Origin of the sequence: Streptomyces sp. NPDC057249 (assembly GCF_042669245.1) — a bacterium.
Classification (GTDB): domain Bacteria; phylum Actinomycetota; class Actinomycetes; order Streptomycetales; family Streptomycetaceae; genus Streptomyces.
On sequence record NZ_JBHUXS010000015.1, the window covers coordinates 194,360 to 209,358 of the forward strand.

12 protein-coding genes and 1 pseudogene are annotated in these 14,999 nt (G+C 74.6%); 4 read left to right on the forward strand and 9 right to left on the reverse strand.

What is annotated here, in order from left to right:
- Nucleotides 1-20: 20 nt before the first annotated feature.
- The 6 genes and pseudogenes from ACFUJY_RS26260 to ACFUJY_RS26285 all read right to left on the reverse strand — a co-directional run.
- Nucleotides 21-890: pseudogene (locus ACFUJY_RS26260) on the reverse strand (AEC family transporter); the annotation flags it as partial.
- A 104-nt stretch (nucleotides 891-994) separates the two neighbouring features.
- Entirely contained in the window at nucleotides 995-1,432 is a 438-nt protein-coding gene (locus tag ACFUJY_RS26265) for a transglycosylase SLT domain-containing protein (protein WP_383304121.1), read from the reverse strand.
- Between the two features lie 301 nt (nucleotides 1,433-1,733).
- Nucleotides 1,734-2,603 carry an ECF transporter S component gene (locus ACFUJY_RS26270; protein WP_383304123.1) on the reverse strand — a complete coding sequence of 290 codons (870 nt, stop codon included), beginning with the start codon at nucleotides 2,601-2,603 and terminating at the stop codon, nucleotides 1,734-1,736.
- Nucleotides 2,555-4,285 carry an ABC transporter ATP-binding protein gene (locus ACFUJY_RS26275; RefSeq protein WP_383304125.1) on the reverse strand — a complete coding sequence of 577 codons (1,731 nt, stop codon included), beginning with the start codon at nucleotides 4,283-4,285 and terminating at the stop codon, nucleotides 2,555-2,557. Before ACFUJY_RS26275 ends, ACFUJY_RS26270 begins: the two co-directional genes overlap by 49 nt.
- The gene (locus ACFUJY_RS26280; RefSeq protein WP_383304127.1) at nucleotides 4,282-5,442 is read right to left on the reverse strand and encodes an energy-coupling factor transporter transmembrane protein EcfT; all 1,161 of its coding nucleotides are present in this window, start codon (nucleotides 5,440-5,442) and stop codon (nucleotides 4,282-4,284) included. The genes ACFUJY_RS26275 and ACFUJY_RS26280 overlap by 4 nt, the downstream gene beginning before the upstream one ends.
- The gene (locus ACFUJY_RS26285; protein WP_383304128.1) at nucleotides 5,439-6,116 is read right to left on the reverse strand and encodes an SCO2322 family protein; all 678 of its coding nucleotides are present in this window, start codon (nucleotides 6,114-6,116) and stop codon (nucleotides 5,439-5,441) included. Before ACFUJY_RS26285 ends, ACFUJY_RS26280 begins: the two co-directional genes overlap by 4 nt.
- Nucleotides 6,117-6,260: 144 nt before the next feature.
- On the opposite strand from ACFUJY_RS26285, the gene ACFUJY_RS26290 reads away from it, so the two are divergent.
- Nucleotides 6,261-7,550, forward strand: coding sequence for an RNA-guided endonuclease InsQ/TnpB family protein (locus tag ACFUJY_RS26290; protein WP_383304130.1), 1,290 nt, complete (start codon nucleotides 6,261-6,263; stop codon nucleotides 7,548-7,550).
- Here ACFUJY_RS26290 and ACFUJY_RS26295 read toward each other — a convergent pair.
- Nucleotides 7,519-8,781, reverse strand: a complete 1,263-nt coding sequence (locus ACFUJY_RS26295; RefSeq protein WP_383304132.1) for a prenyltransferase/squalene oxidase repeat-containing protein — start codon at nucleotides 8,779-8,781, stop codon at nucleotides 7,519-7,521. The genes ACFUJY_RS26290 and ACFUJY_RS26295 overlap by 32 nt on opposite strands.
- Nucleotides 8,782-9,362: 581 nt before the next feature.
- Here ACFUJY_RS26295 and ACFUJY_RS26300 point away from each other — a divergent pair.
- Together ACFUJY_RS26300 and ACFUJY_RS26305 are read left to right on the forward strand one after the other, a co-directional pair.
- Entirely contained in the window at nucleotides 9,363-10,001 is a 639-nt protein-coding gene (locus tag ACFUJY_RS26300; protein WP_383304134.1) for a helix-turn-helix transcriptional regulator, read from the forward strand.
- A 47-nt stretch (nucleotides 10,002-10,048) separates the two neighbouring features.
- A complete protein-coding gene (locus tag ACFUJY_RS26305) occupies nucleotides 10,049-10,513 on the forward strand; it encodes a DUF3291 domain-containing protein (RefSeq protein WP_383304136.1) in 465 nt (154 codons plus the stop codon).
- On the opposite strand, the gene ACFUJY_RS26310 is transcribed toward ACFUJY_RS26305, so the two are convergent.
- On the reverse strand, nucleotides 10,510-12,480 hold the full coding sequence (locus ACFUJY_RS26310) for a helix-turn-helix domain-containing protein (protein WP_383304138.1): 1,971 nt from the start codon (nucleotides 12,478-12,480) through the stop codon (nucleotides 10,510-10,512). The genes ACFUJY_RS26305 and ACFUJY_RS26310 overlap by 4 nt on opposite strands.
- A 34-nt stretch (nucleotides 12,481-12,514) precedes the next feature.
- Entirely contained in the window at nucleotides 12,515-13,333 is an 819-nt protein-coding gene (locus ACFUJY_RS26315) for a 3-hydroxybutyrate dehydrogenase (protein ID WP_383304139.1), read from the reverse strand.
- Nucleotides 13,334-13,613: 280 nt separating this feature from the next.
- On the opposite strand from ACFUJY_RS26315, the gene ACFUJY_RS26320 reads away from it, so the two are divergent.
- Complete coding sequence (locus ACFUJY_RS26320; RefSeq protein ID WP_383304141.1) at nucleotides 13,614-14,876, forward strand: alpha/beta hydrolase family esterase; 1,263 nt, start codon at nucleotides 13,614-13,616, stop codon at nucleotides 14,874-14,876.
- The last annotated feature ends 123 nt before the right edge of the window (nucleotides 14,877-14,999 follow it).

The window sequence follows — 14,999 nt, forward strand, 5'->3', positions numbered from 1 at the left end:
GCGTCGCGGGCGAGCCCGGTGTCGAGGCCGTACTCGCGGGCGTAGATGAAGGAATTCTGCGCGGTGGGCAGTGCCGCGCACAGCACGACCGCCGTCAACCGGTGGTCCGGGAGGTGCAGCAGCGGGCCCGCGACGAGCAGGGCGGCCAGCGGCTGGCCCACCGTCTTCACGGCGACCACCACCGCGGTCTCCGCCCGCTCCCGGCACGCCCGGCCCCCGCCGCCCGGTCCCCGGTGCAGCGACAGGCCGAGCGTGATCAGGGCCGTCGGCACCGCCGCCGCGCCCAGCACGTCGCACGGGTGCGTCACGGCGGCCGGCAGCCGCAGCCCGGACGCGGAGACGGCCACGCCGAGCAGTGAGGCCAGGATGATCGGGTTGCGCAGGGGCATGGTGAGCAGCCGCCGCACCCCGCCGCCGGGGCGCCGGCCGTCGGCTCCGCGCGTCCCCGAGTCCATCAGCGTCAGGATCACCGGTGAGAGCACCAGCACCTGGAAGAGGATGACCTGCGCGACGAACGAGGCGTCGCCCAGCACCTGGACCGCCACCGGGATGCCCAGGTTCGCGGAGTTCACGTGCCCCGAGGACATGGCGCCGATCGCCGCGTCCGCCCGCCCCCGGCCGAAGACCCGCCGGGAGAGGACGAACCCGGTCCCCGCCGCCACCGCCGTGCTCGCCGCGAACGCCACCATCGACGGATGGCCGAACACGTCCGGGCTCGCCCCCGACACCATCGTGAACAGGGCGGCGGGCATGGCCACATGGAAGACGAACCGGCCGAGCACGGCCTCCGCCTGCTCCCCGAGCAGCCCGCCGCGCCCGACCGCGTAACCGATGCCGGTCAGGACCCAGATCGGGGCGAACGCGGAGAGCAGGGCATGCATGACCGCCATGATCCCCGTACGTCTGTTCGGCACGGTCGCCGCCCCCGGACAGGCCGAAGCCCCGGCCGCGGTGCGGTCGGGGCTTCGGGGTCACCGGCTCGGGTCGGGCCGGCTCAGTACCAGTTGTGGGCCTGCCAGAAGGACCAGGCGCCACAGGGGCTGCCGTAGCGGGAGTTCATGTAGTCCAGACCCCACTTGATCTGCGTGCCGGGGTTGGTCTTCCAGTCGGAGCCGGCGGACGCCATCTTCGAACCGGGCAGCGCCTGGACCAGGCCGTAGGCGCCGGAGGAGGCGTTGGTCGCGCTCGGGTTCCAGCCGCTCTCGTGGCTGACGATGTTGCTGAAGCACTGGAACTGGCCGTCGTCGCCGATCATCTGCTTCGCCGTGTCCTGGGCACTCCCGGCGGAGGTCGGCGCGGCGGACGGGGCCGCCATGGCCGGGGAGACACCCAGGCCGATGCCGGTGGCGCCCAGCAGCACGGAGGCGCCTGCGATGGCGGCCTTGCGACGGGTGGTGCGGGGCTTGGCGATGAGGTTACGGGCGAACGTCACAGGGAACCTTACGGTCGGGAACGGGGAAGTCGCGGCTCGGTCCGAATGCTGCGCTGACCGGCGCTCGTTGACCGCGATCCCGGTGAGGACCCTGCGGTGCTCGGCGACGAGATCCAGTCTTAGCGGCGCCGTTCAGCCGTGGCAACGACCCCCGTTACGACCCCGCCTCGCACCCGGGGCCGAAGGTCCCGAACCGCCACGAACCGCTCCTCAGCAGGTCGCAGGGGTGCGGCCGGGCCCGACGGGCCGGCCGCCCGCCTCCTAGGCCGCTTCGTACAGGACCAAGGTCCTGTGGGTGCCCTCACTCCCCACGGGCGCCGAATGTGACCTGGGCCTCGAAGGAAGCCCGCCGCGTCGCCCGCCGCAGCGCCTTCAGCAGCGGCGCCCCGGCCGTCAGCGTGAGCACGACCGTGAGCGCCGCCCGGCCCAGGTCCCAGCCCAGCGAGGTCGTCGCGCAGTACGTCAGGAAGCGGACCAGGTTGTCGCCCAGCGGGGCACCGGCCTGGAACGAGATGCCCGAGGCGAGGCCCGGCACGATCGTCCAGCCGTACAGGTTCATGATCGTCCCGTACGCGAACGAGGCGGCGGCCCCGTAGGCCGCCAGCATCAGCAGCTCGCCGCGCCCGCGCAGCCGGTCCGGGCCGGGCAGCAGCCCGGCGCCCATCGTGAACCAGCTCATCGAGAGCATCTGGAACGGCATCCACGGCCCCACCCCGCCGGTCAGCAGCGCGGACGCGAACATCGTCACGGACCCCAGCACGAAGCCGAACCCCGGCCCCAGCACCCGCCCGCTCAGCACCATCAGGAAGAACATCGGCTCCAGGCCCGCCGTGCCCGCCCCCAGCGGGCGCAGCGCCGCCCCGACCGCCGCCAGCACCCCCAGCATCGCGACCGCCTTCGCGTCGAGCCCGGCGTCCGCGATCATCGCGACCACCACCCCGACCAGCAGCGGCAGCAGCGCGGCGAACAGCCACGGGGCGTCCTGGGCGTGCGCGAGCCCCGCATCCCGGTCCGCGAGCAGCGGCCACCCGAAGGCGGCGACCCCGATCGCACTGATCAGCACCAGCGCGACGACCGCCCGGGGGCCCAGCCGGACCGGGCGGCCACGCCTCCCCGCCCCGCTCACGCGCCACCCCCCAGGGCCGCCCGGACCTGCGGGACGGTGAGCCATTCCTGCGGGGCGAGGATCTTGGCGGTCTGCGGGGCGAACGCGGGCGACGACACCACGACCTCCGCGGTCGGGCCGTCCGCGACGACCTCCCCGTCGGCGAGGATCACCACCCGGTGCGCCAGCTCGGCGGCCAGCTCCACGTCATGGGTCGCGAGCACGATGGCGTGGCCCTCGGCGGCCAGCGCGCGCAGCACCCCGACCAGCCGGGCCTTCGCCGCGTAGTCAAGACCCCGGGTCGGCTCGTCCAGGAGCAGCAGCGGCGGCCGGGCCGTGAGCACCAGGGCCAGGGCCAGCGCGAGGCGCTGCCCCTCGGACAGGTCACGGGGGTGCGTGTCGTCCGCCACCCCCGGCAGCAGCTCCGAGACGAGCGCCCGGCAGCTGCCCGGCTCCGCCCCGGCGTCCGCGTCGGCCGCCGCGCACTCGGCGGCGACCGTGTCCGCGTACAGCAGATCGCGCGGCTCCTGCGGTACCAGGCCGACCCGGCGCACCATCTCGCGCGGCGGGGTCCGGTGCGGGGGCAGGCCGCCGGTCAGAACGGTGCCGGAGGTGGGCTCGACCATGCCGACGAGGGCGCCGAGCAGCGTGGACTTGCCCGCGCCGTTGCGCCCCATCAGGGCCACGGTCTCGCCGGCCCCCACGGTGAGCGACACCCGGCGCAGCGCCTCGATCCGGCCGCGCCGCACCCCGAGCCGTTCGACGCGGACGGCGGGGGCGCCGGTGACCGGCGCGGGGGCGGGGGCCTCGTGCGGGGCGCGCCGGAACAGCCGGGCGAGGGGGCCCCGGCTCGGGGCGGGGCGGGGCGGGAGAGGGGCCGCGGGGGTGCCGGGGCGGCCGGGCGCCTCCGGTGCGGGGTGCCGGGGTGCCGACTCCGCCAGCCGGTCGCGCAGGGCGCCGGCCCTCCGCCGCGCGTCCCGGACCGTCAGGGGCAGCGGGTCCCAGCCCGCGAGGCGGCCGAGCGCGACGACCGGGGGGTGCACCGGCGAGAGGGCCATCACCTCGGCGGGCGGGCCCGTCACCGGGGCGGCGCCCGGCGAGGGGAGCAGGACGACCTGGTCCGCGTACTGCACCACGCGCTCCAGCCGGTGTTCCGCCATCAGGACCGTGGTGCCCAGGTCGTGGACGAGCCGCTGGAGGACCGCGAGGACCTCCTCGGCCGCCGCCGGGTCGAGCGCGGACGTCGGCTCGTCCAGGACCAGGACCCGGGGGTGCGGGGTGAGGACCGAGCCGATCGCGACCCGCTGCTGCTGGCCCCCGGACAGGGTGGCGATCGGGCGGTCGCGCAGCCCGGCCAGGCCCAGCAGGTCGAGGGTCTCCTCGACCCGCCGCCGCATCACGTCCGGGGCCAGGCCCAGCGACTCCATGCCGTAGGCCAGCTCGTCCTCGACGGTGTCGGTGACGAAGTGCGCCAGGGGGTCCTGGCCCACCGTGCCCACCAGGTCCGCGAGCTCCCGGGGCTTGTGCGTCCGGGTGTCGCGCCCGCCGACGGTGACCCGGCCGGTCAGGGTGCCGCCCGTGAAGTGCGGCACCAGACCCGAGACGGCGCCGAGCAGGGTCGACTTGCCGGCCCCGGACGGGCCGACGAGCAGCACCAGCTCGCCCTCCGGAACCGTCAGGTCGACCCCCGACAGGGTGGGGCGCCCGGCCCCCTCGTACCGCACCGAAACATCGTCGAACCGGATCACACCTGCTCCTGGAAGCCTGTGGGGGAGGGCGGGACGGGCGCGATCACCGCGGGACACAGCCCGAGCAGCACGGCGGCGGCCGGCCACAGCGGCAGCACGGGAGCGGTGAGCGGGACGACCCCGGGGTGCAGCGCCGCCGGATCAGCGTTCCCGGCCCAGATCATCGCCGCCGCGACCGCCGCGCCGGACCCGGCGATCAGCCAGGCCCGTACGCCCCACCGGTCGGGCCGGTAACGGGTCCGCACCGAGCGCGCCCCGCCGAGCCGCAGCCCGGCCAGCGCGGCGGCGAGCCCGGCGGCCAGCAGCGGCACGCCGTAGCCGGCGCCCTCGGCGGCGAGCAGCCCGTACGTACCGGCGCACACCCCGAGCAACCCGCCGAGCGTCAGCACGTTCGTGGTGTGCCGGACGGCGGCCGGGACACGGGCGGTGCGCCCGTAACCGCGCGCGTCCATGGAGGCGGCCACGGCGACCGACCGTTCGAGGGCGCCCTCCAGGACCGGCAGCCCGATCTGGAGGACGGCGCGCACGCCGCCGGTCGGCCGGCCGCGCAGCCGGCGGGCGGTGCGCAGCCGCAGCACGTCGGCGACCATGTTCGGCGCGAACGTCATCGCCACGACGACGGCGACCCCGGCCTCGTACAGCGCGCCGGGCAGCGACTTCAGCAGCCGGGCCGGGTTGGCGAGGGAGTTCGCCGCGCCGACGCAGATCAGCAGGGCCGCCAGCTTCGCGCCGTCGTACAGCGCGAACAGCAGCTGCTCGGCGGTGACCCGGCCGCCGATCCGGACGCCCTTCGCCCAGTCGGGCAGCGGCAGCTCGGGCAGCGTGAACAGGGTGTGCGAGCCGGGGACCGGCGAGCCGAGGAAGACGGAGAACAGCAGCCGAACCGCGATCACGAAGAGCCCGATCCGGATGAACATGCCGTACGACCGGGCCCACGGCGCGTCCGTGCGGCGCGCGGCCACCACGTAGCCCGCGACCCCGACCAGCAGGCCGAGCAGCAGCGGGTTGGTGGTCCGGGAGGCGGCCGTGGCCAGGCCCAGCGCCCACAGCCACCACGCCCCGGCCGGCACCGCGTTGGAGCGGGTCGCGGCGGGGGCGCGCCAGGCGGGGGGCCGGGGTGTCGCGGTGTCCGTGCGGCCGGCCGTCGGGCCGGTCATCCGCGGCGGCGGCGGGCCTGCGCGACTGCGGCGATGCCGAGGAGCAGCACGGCGCCGATCCCGACGAGGACGCCGGCGGACGGACCGCCGTCGTCGCCGTGGCCGCCGGCGGAGGCGGCGGAGGCCGGGGTGGGCGTCTTGCTGCCGCCGGCGGGGGTGTCGCCGTCGCCGGAGACCTGCTCGCCGCAGCCGGTGGCCGGGTAGCCGGAGATCGCGCAGAGCATCGCGCTCGTGTCGTACCGCAGCGGCTTGGCGACCGCGGCCAGGGCCTCCGCGCCGCTCGCGTCCTTCGCGACCCGCGCGCACGCGGTGCGTGGCGGGGGCGGGGTCTCCCCGTCCGGGGCGTCGGCCGCGGTGCCCGGGTCGATGACGACCGCGACGCGCTTGCTGCCGTCCTTCGCCGGGGTGTCCGCGCAGATCTTCGCGAAGTCGGGGGCGCGGCGCGGCCGGGAGGCGTCCTGCGAGTCGGCGCTCACCGAGAAGCGGAAGCCCTGCACCGAGCCGTCCTCGGGCCGGACGAGCGAGGGCCCCTGCGTGGCGTACGACCAGCCGCTCGCCGAACCCTCCCAGTACGACCAGTAGCGGTAGCCCGCCGCCTGCGCCGTGCCCGCGCCGAGCAGCGCCAGGACGGCGCCGACGACGAGGAGCACGAGCGCCCGTGCGAGGCGGCTCACCTTGATCCTCCCAGGATGCCCCGACCTTCAGGGCATGGAGGCACGGGTCCTCGGGGCGGAGCCGCAAAGCGGGGAGATTGGCTGCACATCAGTCCTGAACTGCGCTTTCTTCCGTTGTCAGTGGGGCCTGTTAGGTTGCGGATCATGGCGGCGACAGCAACGGCTGAGCGGGGTTCCGGGCTTGCCCGGTACACCTTTCGGTTGCGTGTGTCGTCGACGGCGCTCGGCCGGCTGGAGGCGGAGTGGGCGCGGTGTCGGTGGGTGTGGAACGAGTGCGTGGCCATCTCCCGCAGAGTCCACGCCGCGAATCGCGATGCCGTCGAGAGGACGACGTGCGGTCCGGCGCAGCTCGACAGGCTGCTGACAGAGGCCCGGCAGTCGATGGCGTGGTTGCGTGAGGGGGCGAGCGTTCCGCAGCAGCAGACCATCCGTGACTTCGCCACGTCCCGGGCCAAGGCGGTCAAGGACATCAAGTCGAAGCTCCCGGCCCGGCGGCGTGCCGGGATGCCCCGCATCAAGCGCAAGCGGGACGCACGGCCCACGCTGAACTACACCCAGCGCGGATTCCGCCTCAAGGACGGCCGCCTGCACCTCGCGGGCGGCATCGTCCTGACCGTCGTCTGGTCCCGCGAGCTGCGGTCCGCACCCTCCAGCGTGCGCGTCTACAGGGACAGTCTGGGGCACTGGTACGCGTCGTTCGTTGTCGCCTCCGAGATCGAGCCGCTGCCCGCCACGGGAAAAGTGCTGGGTGTGGACTGGGGCGTGAAGGAGATCGCAACCACCACGTCCGACGCCTACGACCTGCCCCACCCTGAACACGGGAAGAGTGCGGCGCGGAAGCTGGGGCGTTATCAGCGGATGGTGGCCCGCCGTCGCCCCGCCAAGGGCAAAGCCGCGTCCAAGGGCTACCGCAACGCCCGGCGACAGGCCGCGAAGGTGCACAAGAAGGTGGCGCGGCAGCGGCAGGACACCGCCCGCAAGTGGGCCAAGTCCGTCGTCCGCGACCACGACGCGATCGCCGTCGAGGACTTCCGTCCGAAGTTCCTGGCGAAGACCAGCATGGCCCGCAAGGCCGCCGACGCCGCGATCGGCGCCACCAAGACCGCCCTCATCGAGATGGGGCGAAAGCACGGACGGGACGTTCGTTTCGTGCATCCCGCGCACACCACTATGGACTGCGCGCAGTGTGGAGCGAGAACCAAGCACGCACTTCCCCTTTCGGAACGTACCTACACCTGCACCGCATGCGGAGCCGTGTCCCCCAGGGACAAGAACTCCGCGCGCGTGATGCTGGTCCGGGCTGGTCTCAACCCGGCTGGTGCCGATCGTGTAAGAGCCGGAGGACCGCAGGTCCCCGGCCAACGTGAGCCAGAAATCCCCACCCCTCGGGGCGGGGAGGACGTCAAAGCTGCTGGTTCTTGCGGCGGCCGCTGATCAGGAAGCCGGCGCCGGCGCCGACGGCGAGGCCGATGCCCACGAACCACCAGACGCCGCCGATGCCGTCGCCGTCGCCGCTGTCCTTCTTCTCCTCGTCCTCCGTGGCCGTCGGCTCCGCCTTCTTCACGGCGGCCGGCTCGGGGCCGGTCGCGTTCAGCTGGGCGACGAGGTCGGTGCCGCCGAAGTCGCGGACGTCGGCGCCGGTGGCGTGGGCGGCCAGGATCAGCTGGGCGTAGGCGGCGGGGCCGCTCTGCTGCGCCCAGGCGGCGGAGTTCTTCTTGAGCCAGGCGACCGAGCCGGCCGCCTTGTCCTTGTGGCCGGCGGCGGACAGGGCGACGACCGCGTCGGCGGTGTTGCCGAAGTCGGGCTGCGGGGCGCTGTCCTCCGCGCCGGGCATCGGGGCCGCGTCGAGGTGGCCGCTCTTCGCGAGGGCGGTCGCGAGGTAGGAGGCGCCGTTCTGCGCGGCCTGCTCCGGTTCGAGCGGGGAGCCCTTGTGGCAGGCGGGGTCCTTCACGGCCGCGTTGTCCGAGACGACCAGGCCCTTGCCGAGCGCGCCGAGGACTCCGGCGGCGGTGGCGTCACCGTTGGCGGTGAGCTTGCCGGCCTTGTCGGGCTGGTAGGCGAAGGCGCCGCCGTCCTTGCCGCCGCAGGGGATGGAGAACGCGAGCAGTGCGGCGTACGGGGTCTTGCCGCCGTGCGTCGTCACGTCGCCCAGCTTCTCGCCGGCCCGGGCGAGGGTGCCGATCACGATGGACGTGGAGTTCGCGTCGCTGGGGCTGCCGGCGGTGTAGCCCCAGCCGCCGTCCTCGTTCTGGACGGACTTGAGCCAGCTGACGGCGTTCGCGAGGGCGTCCTGGTGGCCGCCGACCGCGCGCAGGGCCTGGGCGGCGGCGGCCGTCGCGTTGGTGTCGACCATCGTCTTGGCGTCGCAGGGCACGGAGGCGTCGGGGCGGTACGCGGGGAAGGCGCCGCTGTCGCACTGCTGGCCGGTCAGCCAGTCGACGGCCTTCGGGGCCGGGGTCACGCCCACGGCCTGCTGCGCGAGGAAGGCGAGCGACTGCCGCCACACCCCGTCGTACGTCGGGTCGCCGGTGCCGTAGAGCCCGGAGGGCAGCGCGGCCGAGGGGGAGGGGGACGGAGACGGCGCGGCGACGGCCGCCGGGGCGGCGGTCGCGCAGAGCGCGGCGGCGGTGACGGCGAGCGCGGCGGCGCTGCGGCGTACGGTCATGGCGGGTGGTGCCTCTCCTGGGGACCGGGGGCAGGCACACACGGCACCAGGCTCCGGCTCCGTATACCTCGACGGGGCGGGCCGCCGGGGTTCCGGCGGCGTGAGCGGGTCACGACTCGGACAGGGCATTCCGACTTCCGCCTCGCGGCGGTCTACGGATGGGGTCTCCCCCAGCTCGAGCGGAGCCGAGAGCTTGGGGAAGGGTCAGTGCCGGATTCGCACCGGCTTCCCCCTGAACGGGCATAGTGACGACGCGGCCAGTCTAACGGGCGGGGTTTCTCCCCCTCCCCGCCCCTTCCCGAAACCGGGGCGCTGCCCCGGACCCCGCTGCTCAAGCGCCGCAGGGGCTTGATTTCGGGGCGCTGCCCCGGGCCCGGCGCCTCAAAGGCCGGCGGGGCTTGATTTCAGGGCTCCGCCCCGGACCCCGCGCTTCGAACGCCGGCGGGCTTGGTTTCGCGCCCGGGTGGGCCTCTTGCCGCAGGGCAAACGGTGGCAGCGGCGCGATCAAGCCCCTGCGGCGCTTGAGCAGCGGGGGTTCGGGGGCAGCGCCCCCGAGAGGCAGGCCGCCTAGACTCGGGTCCGTGAGCAGTGACGACGCCGCCCTGGACGCGCTGGCGGTCCTCGGGGACCCCGTGCGCCGCAGCCTGTACCGACACGTCGCCGCCGCCCCGGGCGACGTCACCCGGGACGCCGCGGCGGACGCGGTCGGGGTGACGCGGGCCGTGGCCGCCTTCCACCTGGACAAGCTCGTGGACGCGGGGCTTCTGGAGACCACCTTCCGCCGGCTCTCCGGCCGCGCCGGGCCCGGTGCCGGGCGGCCCTCCAAGCTGTACCGGCGGGCGGACGGCGAGCACTCCGTCTCCGTACCGCCGCGTTCCTACGACACCGTGAGCCAGTTGCTCGCCGAGGTGGTCGAACGGGCCGGGCTCGACGCCGAGTTGCAGGCGGCGGCGCGGGCGGCCGGTGCGGCGGCGGGCGCGGCGGAGCCCGTGGAGGCGCTGCGGGAGCGCGGTTACGAGCCGTACTGGGACTGCGGGAAACTCCGCCTCAACAACTGCCCGTTCCACGCCCTGGCGGAGCAGTTCCCGGCCCTGGTCTGCGGGATGAACCTCGCGGGCATCCAAGGGCTGCTCGCCGAGGGCTGGAGCGCTGCCATGGACCCGCTGCCGGAAGGGTGTTGCGTCGCGGTCGAGGGTCCGAAGGGGGCTGGCGAACTCTAAAAAAGAATCCGTTGACTTTAGAAGGTTCACCCGGCCATGCTTGGCCCGTGAACGACTTCCACCTTGCCCAGGTCAACGTCGGGCGCCTCCTCGCCCCGCTCGACAGCCCCCAGCTCGCCGACTTCGTCGCACAACTCCCCGAGATCAACGCGCTCGCCGACCACGCCCCCGGCTTCGTCTGGCGCATGGTGGACGACGAGGGCGCCGACGCCACGAGCCTGCGCCCCGATCGCGCGGACGACTTCTTCCTGATCAACTGCTCGGTCTGGGAATCGGTCGACGCGCTGAAGGCGTACGTGTACCGCAGCGACCACCTCAGGGTCCTGGCCCGCCGCCGCGAGTGGTTCGAGCGCCTCGCCGACCACCACTCGGCCCTCTGGTGGGTCCCGGCCGGCCACCGCCCGAGCGTCGAGGAGGCGATGGACCGTGTCGCCCTGCTCCGCGCGAAGGGCGACACCCCCGACGCCTTCACCTTCCGCGCTCCGCACCCGCCCCCGACGGACACGCCCTAGTCCGTACCCGCCCCCGACAACAGGTGGAGCCGCAGCGCGAGTTGCAGCTCCAGCGCCCGGTCCGGCTCGTTCCAGTCGCGGCCCAGCAGGACCTGGATGCGGTCCAGGCGCTGCACCACCGTGTTCACATGGACGTGCAGTTCGTCCTTGGCCCGGATCAGGCTGCCCCCCGCGCCGAAGTACGCGCTCAGCGTCCGCACCAGATGCGTGCCGCGCTGGGCGTCGTACGTCAGCAGCGGCCCCAGCGTCGCCGCCACGAAGCCGTCCACGTCCTGCGCGTTGCCCAGCACCACACCCAGGAACCCCAGCTCCTCCACGCACGCGCCCTCGCCCGCCCGCCCCAGCACCCGCATCGCCCGCAGACACCGCGCCGCCTCCGCGTAGGCGGCGGCCAGCCCGTCCGGGCCCCGGGCCGGACCGGCGGCGGCCACCGTGACGGGGGCCTGGGCCAGCTGCCCCAGCTGGGCCGCCGCCGCCCGGGCCGCCGCACCCGCACCCGTGCCGGTGTCCTCCGTCAACAACACCACGGCGCCCGCGTGTTCGGCGCTCACGCCCTGGTGCTCGCCGCCGAACAGGAACCGCATCGCGGCCGGGGCCAGCCGCTCGCGCGCCCCGGTCTCCGCCACCAGCAGCAGATGCGGGCGGTCCAGGTCGATGCCGAGGCGGCGGCCCCGCTCGGCCAGCCCCGCCGGGTCACGGGCCGGGTCCGACAGCAGGTCCGCGATCAGCTCACCGCGTATCCGGTTCTCGGTCTCGGCCACCGTGCGCCGCAGCAGCAACAGCAGCCCCGTCACCACCGCCGACCGCTCGAACAGCCGCCGGTCCGAGTCGTCCAGCGGGCGGGCCCGGTGCAGGACGAGCCCGGCCAGCAGCTCCTGCCCGGCGAGCACCGCGCACACCACCCGCCCGTCGCGGTGCACCGCCCGCGCCCCGGTACGCGACTCCTCGGCCGCCTCCGCCAGCCAGCCGGCGTCCATGCTGTCGGCGGCGAAGCCCGTACCGTCCGGGCGGACGGCGGCCAGCGGGCGGCCGCCCGGGTCGTGGATGGTCAGCGGAGAGCCGAGCAGCCCGGCGACCGCCGCCGCCACGTCCTTGACGTCCCGGCCGCGCAGCACCAGGTCGGTGAGCCGGTCGTGCGACTCCTCGGCCCGCGCCATGGCCGCCGAGTGCGCCCGCACGGAGGCGTTGGCCTCGGCCAGTTCCGCATTCGCCTCGGCCAGTTCGGCCAGCGCCGCCGTGGTGTCGGCGAGCGCGCGGGCCGTGTCGATGGCGATCGCCGCGTGCGCCGCGAGCGAGCAGAGCAGGGCCACCTCGTCGGGGCTGAAGACCCGGGGCGAACGGTCCGCCGCGAACAGCACGCCGATCACCTTTCCCGTACCGCCCCGGCTCGAACCCAGCAGCAGCGGCACGCCCAGGATCGCGACCAGGCCCTCGTCCAGCACCCCGGCGTTGATGTTGCGGGTGTGGCGGAAGCGGTCGTCGGTGCGGTAGTCCGGCGTCGCGTACGGGCTCGCCGTCTGCGCCACCAGACCGCCCAGGCCCTCGCCCAGTTCCAGCCGCAGCCGCTGGAAGAGCACCGAGACCGAACCGTCGGTCACCCGCATGTAGGTGTCCCCGGCCTCCTCGTCCGGCAGGGTCAGATACGCGGTGTCGGTGCCCAGCAGCATCCTGGCCCGCCGCACGATCGCCTTCAGCACGTCGTCCAGGTCCCGGGAGGCCGCCAGGTCCCCCGCCGTGTCGAACAGCGCGGTGAGCTGGGCCTCGCGCCGCCGGTGCTGGCGCAGCGCGCTCCTGATCCGCAGCGCCGTCGCCGTGGCCCGCTCCACCTCGGCCAGCTCCTCGGCGGCCACCCCGTCCGCCCGCGCCTGCGAGGAGACCGCCCCCAGCGCCTCGGCCGGGGCGTCGTCGGCCAGCAGGTCGAACAGGCGCCGGAGGTGGGGCGCGGCGGAGGGGAGCGGTTCAGGCATGGCGTCCGGGGTTCCTCGGGTTCGGGGTGGCGGGTCAGTTCGCGGTCCAGCCGCCGTCCATGGAGAGCGAGGAGCCGGTGATGTGCCCGGTGCGCGGCCCGCACAGCCACAGGACCGCCTCGGCCACGTCCGCGGGCTCGATCAGCCGCTTGACCGCGCTGCGCTCCAGCATCACCCGCCCGACGACCTCGTCCTCGGAGATGCCGTGCGTGCGGGCCTGGTCGGCGATCTGGTTCTCCACCAGCGGCGTGCGCACGTACCCGGGGCAGACGCAGTTGCTGGTCACCCCGTGCTCCGCCGCTTCGAGCGCGACCACCTTGCTCAGCCCCTCCAGTGCGTGCTTGGCCGTCACATAGGCCGATTTGTACGGGCTCGCGCGCAGCCCGTGCACCGACGAGATGTTGACCACGCGCCCCCAGCCGCGTTCGTACATGCCCGGCAGGGTCCGGCGCAAGACGCGGAACGGGGTCTCCACCATCACGCGCTGGATCAGGGCGAACCGGTCCGGCGGGAACTCGTGCACCGGCGCCACGTGCTGGATGCCCGCGTTGTTGACCACCACGTCCACCTCGGCCGGCAGCGTGTCCACCACGTCCGGCTCGGACAGGTCCACCACCCAGGGGGTCCCGCCGATCTCCTTCGCCAGCCGCTCGGCGGCCTCCCCGGCCCGGTCCACGACGTGCACATGGGCGCCCGCGTCGGCGAGCGCCCGGGCGCAGGCCAGCCCGATGCCGCTCGCGGCCCCGGTGACCAGCGCGGTGCGCCCGGCCAGGACGGGTTCTGCGGGCGGCTGCGCGGGGCCGCCGGGTGCGGGGGCGGCGGGCTGGTGATCCGGTCTGCGGGAAGTCTCCATGGCGGTCACCGTAGGTACGCGCGGGCCCGCGTCACACGGCGCCGGTGCACACACCCGCGTACCGGGGCATGGTGGCGGCGTACATGGTGCGGGGCCGCGGACGGCCGCCGCGCCGGGCCGGGCGGGGCCCGTCGTCCGGGCCCCACCGCGGTCCCGCCGCGCAAGGGCGTCGGGGCACACAGCGGGGGCCCGGGTGTGGCCACCGGTCCCATGGGCGGGGGCCGGTGCCGCTCGTAGGTTCCGGCAGCAACCCGTACCCCCACGGCAGGGAGAAAGCAACGTGCGCCCACCGATTCTGCAACGCCTCTTCCGCCGCATCGCGGCGGCGGCCGTCCTCGGCCTGCTCGCGGCGACGCTGAGCGTCACCACCGCCCAGCCCGCCGCCGCTGCCGCCGGCCTCCAGCAGGTGACCGGCTTCGGCTCCAACCCGGGCAACCTCCAGATGTACGCGTACACCCCCGCAGGACTCCCCGCGAACGCCCCCCTGGTCGTCGCCCTGCACGGCTGCACGCAGACCGCGAACGCCTACTACACCCACTCCGGCTGGCCCCGGTACGCCGACGAGTGGGGCTTCGCCGTCGTGTTCCCGCAGACCACCTCGGCGAACAACGCGCTGTCCTGCTTCGGCTGGTTCGACCCGGCCGAGGACACCCGGGGCAGGGGTGAGGCGGCCTCGATCGTGCAGATGGTCGACTACGCGAAGAGGACCTACGGCTCCGACGCGGACCGGGTCTACGTCACCGGGCTCTCGGCGGGCGGCGGGATGACCGCCGACCTGCTCGCCGCCTACCCGGACATCTTCGCGGGCGGCTCGGTGGCCTCCGGGCTGCCCGCCCAGTGCGCGACGAGCCAGACGGCCGCGTCCACCTGCCAGTACGGGCCGCAGAGCCTGACGCCGGCCCAGTGGGGCGACAAGGTCCGTGCCGCGTACCCCGGCTACGGCGGCCCGTGGCCCCGGGTCGCGATCTGGCAGGGCACCTCGGACTACACGGTCTACCCGGCCAACGCCACGGCCCTGCGCGACCAGTGGACCGATGTGTGGGGCATCGGCCAGACCCCCTCGTCCACCGACGCGCTCCCCGGCGGCACCACCCGCACCGTCTACGACGACGCCGCCGGGCAGCCGGCCGTGGAGATGTACTCGGTCGCCGGCATGGGCCACGGCCTGCCCGTCAGCCCCGGCTCGGGCGAGGGGCAGTGCGGCTCGACGGCCGCGTACTTCCTGAACACCATCTGCTCCACGTACTACACGGGCGTCTTCTGGGGCCTGGACGGCGGCACCGAACCGGGCGACCCCGGTGACCCGGGCGACCCGGATGACCCGGGCGATCCCGGCGACCCGGGGGACCCCGGCCCCGCGCAGTGCTACACCGCCACCAACTACGCCCACGTCACGGCGGGCCGGGCGCACATGTCCGGCGGGTACGTCTACGCCAACGGCTCCGACCAGAGCATGGGCCTGTACAACGTCTTCATCAGCCACACCCTCAGGGAGTCACCCACCGGGTACTACGTGATCGCGGACAGCGGCTGCACCGGCTGAACGCCACGAGGACGCGGTTTTCCGCGGCAAAAGTGCCGGGTTGCCCGGGAAAACCCGGCCGAGTGAATACCCCGGCCCCCACCCCATGCAGCCGGATTACACGGGCTGGGGAAAGGAAGCAAA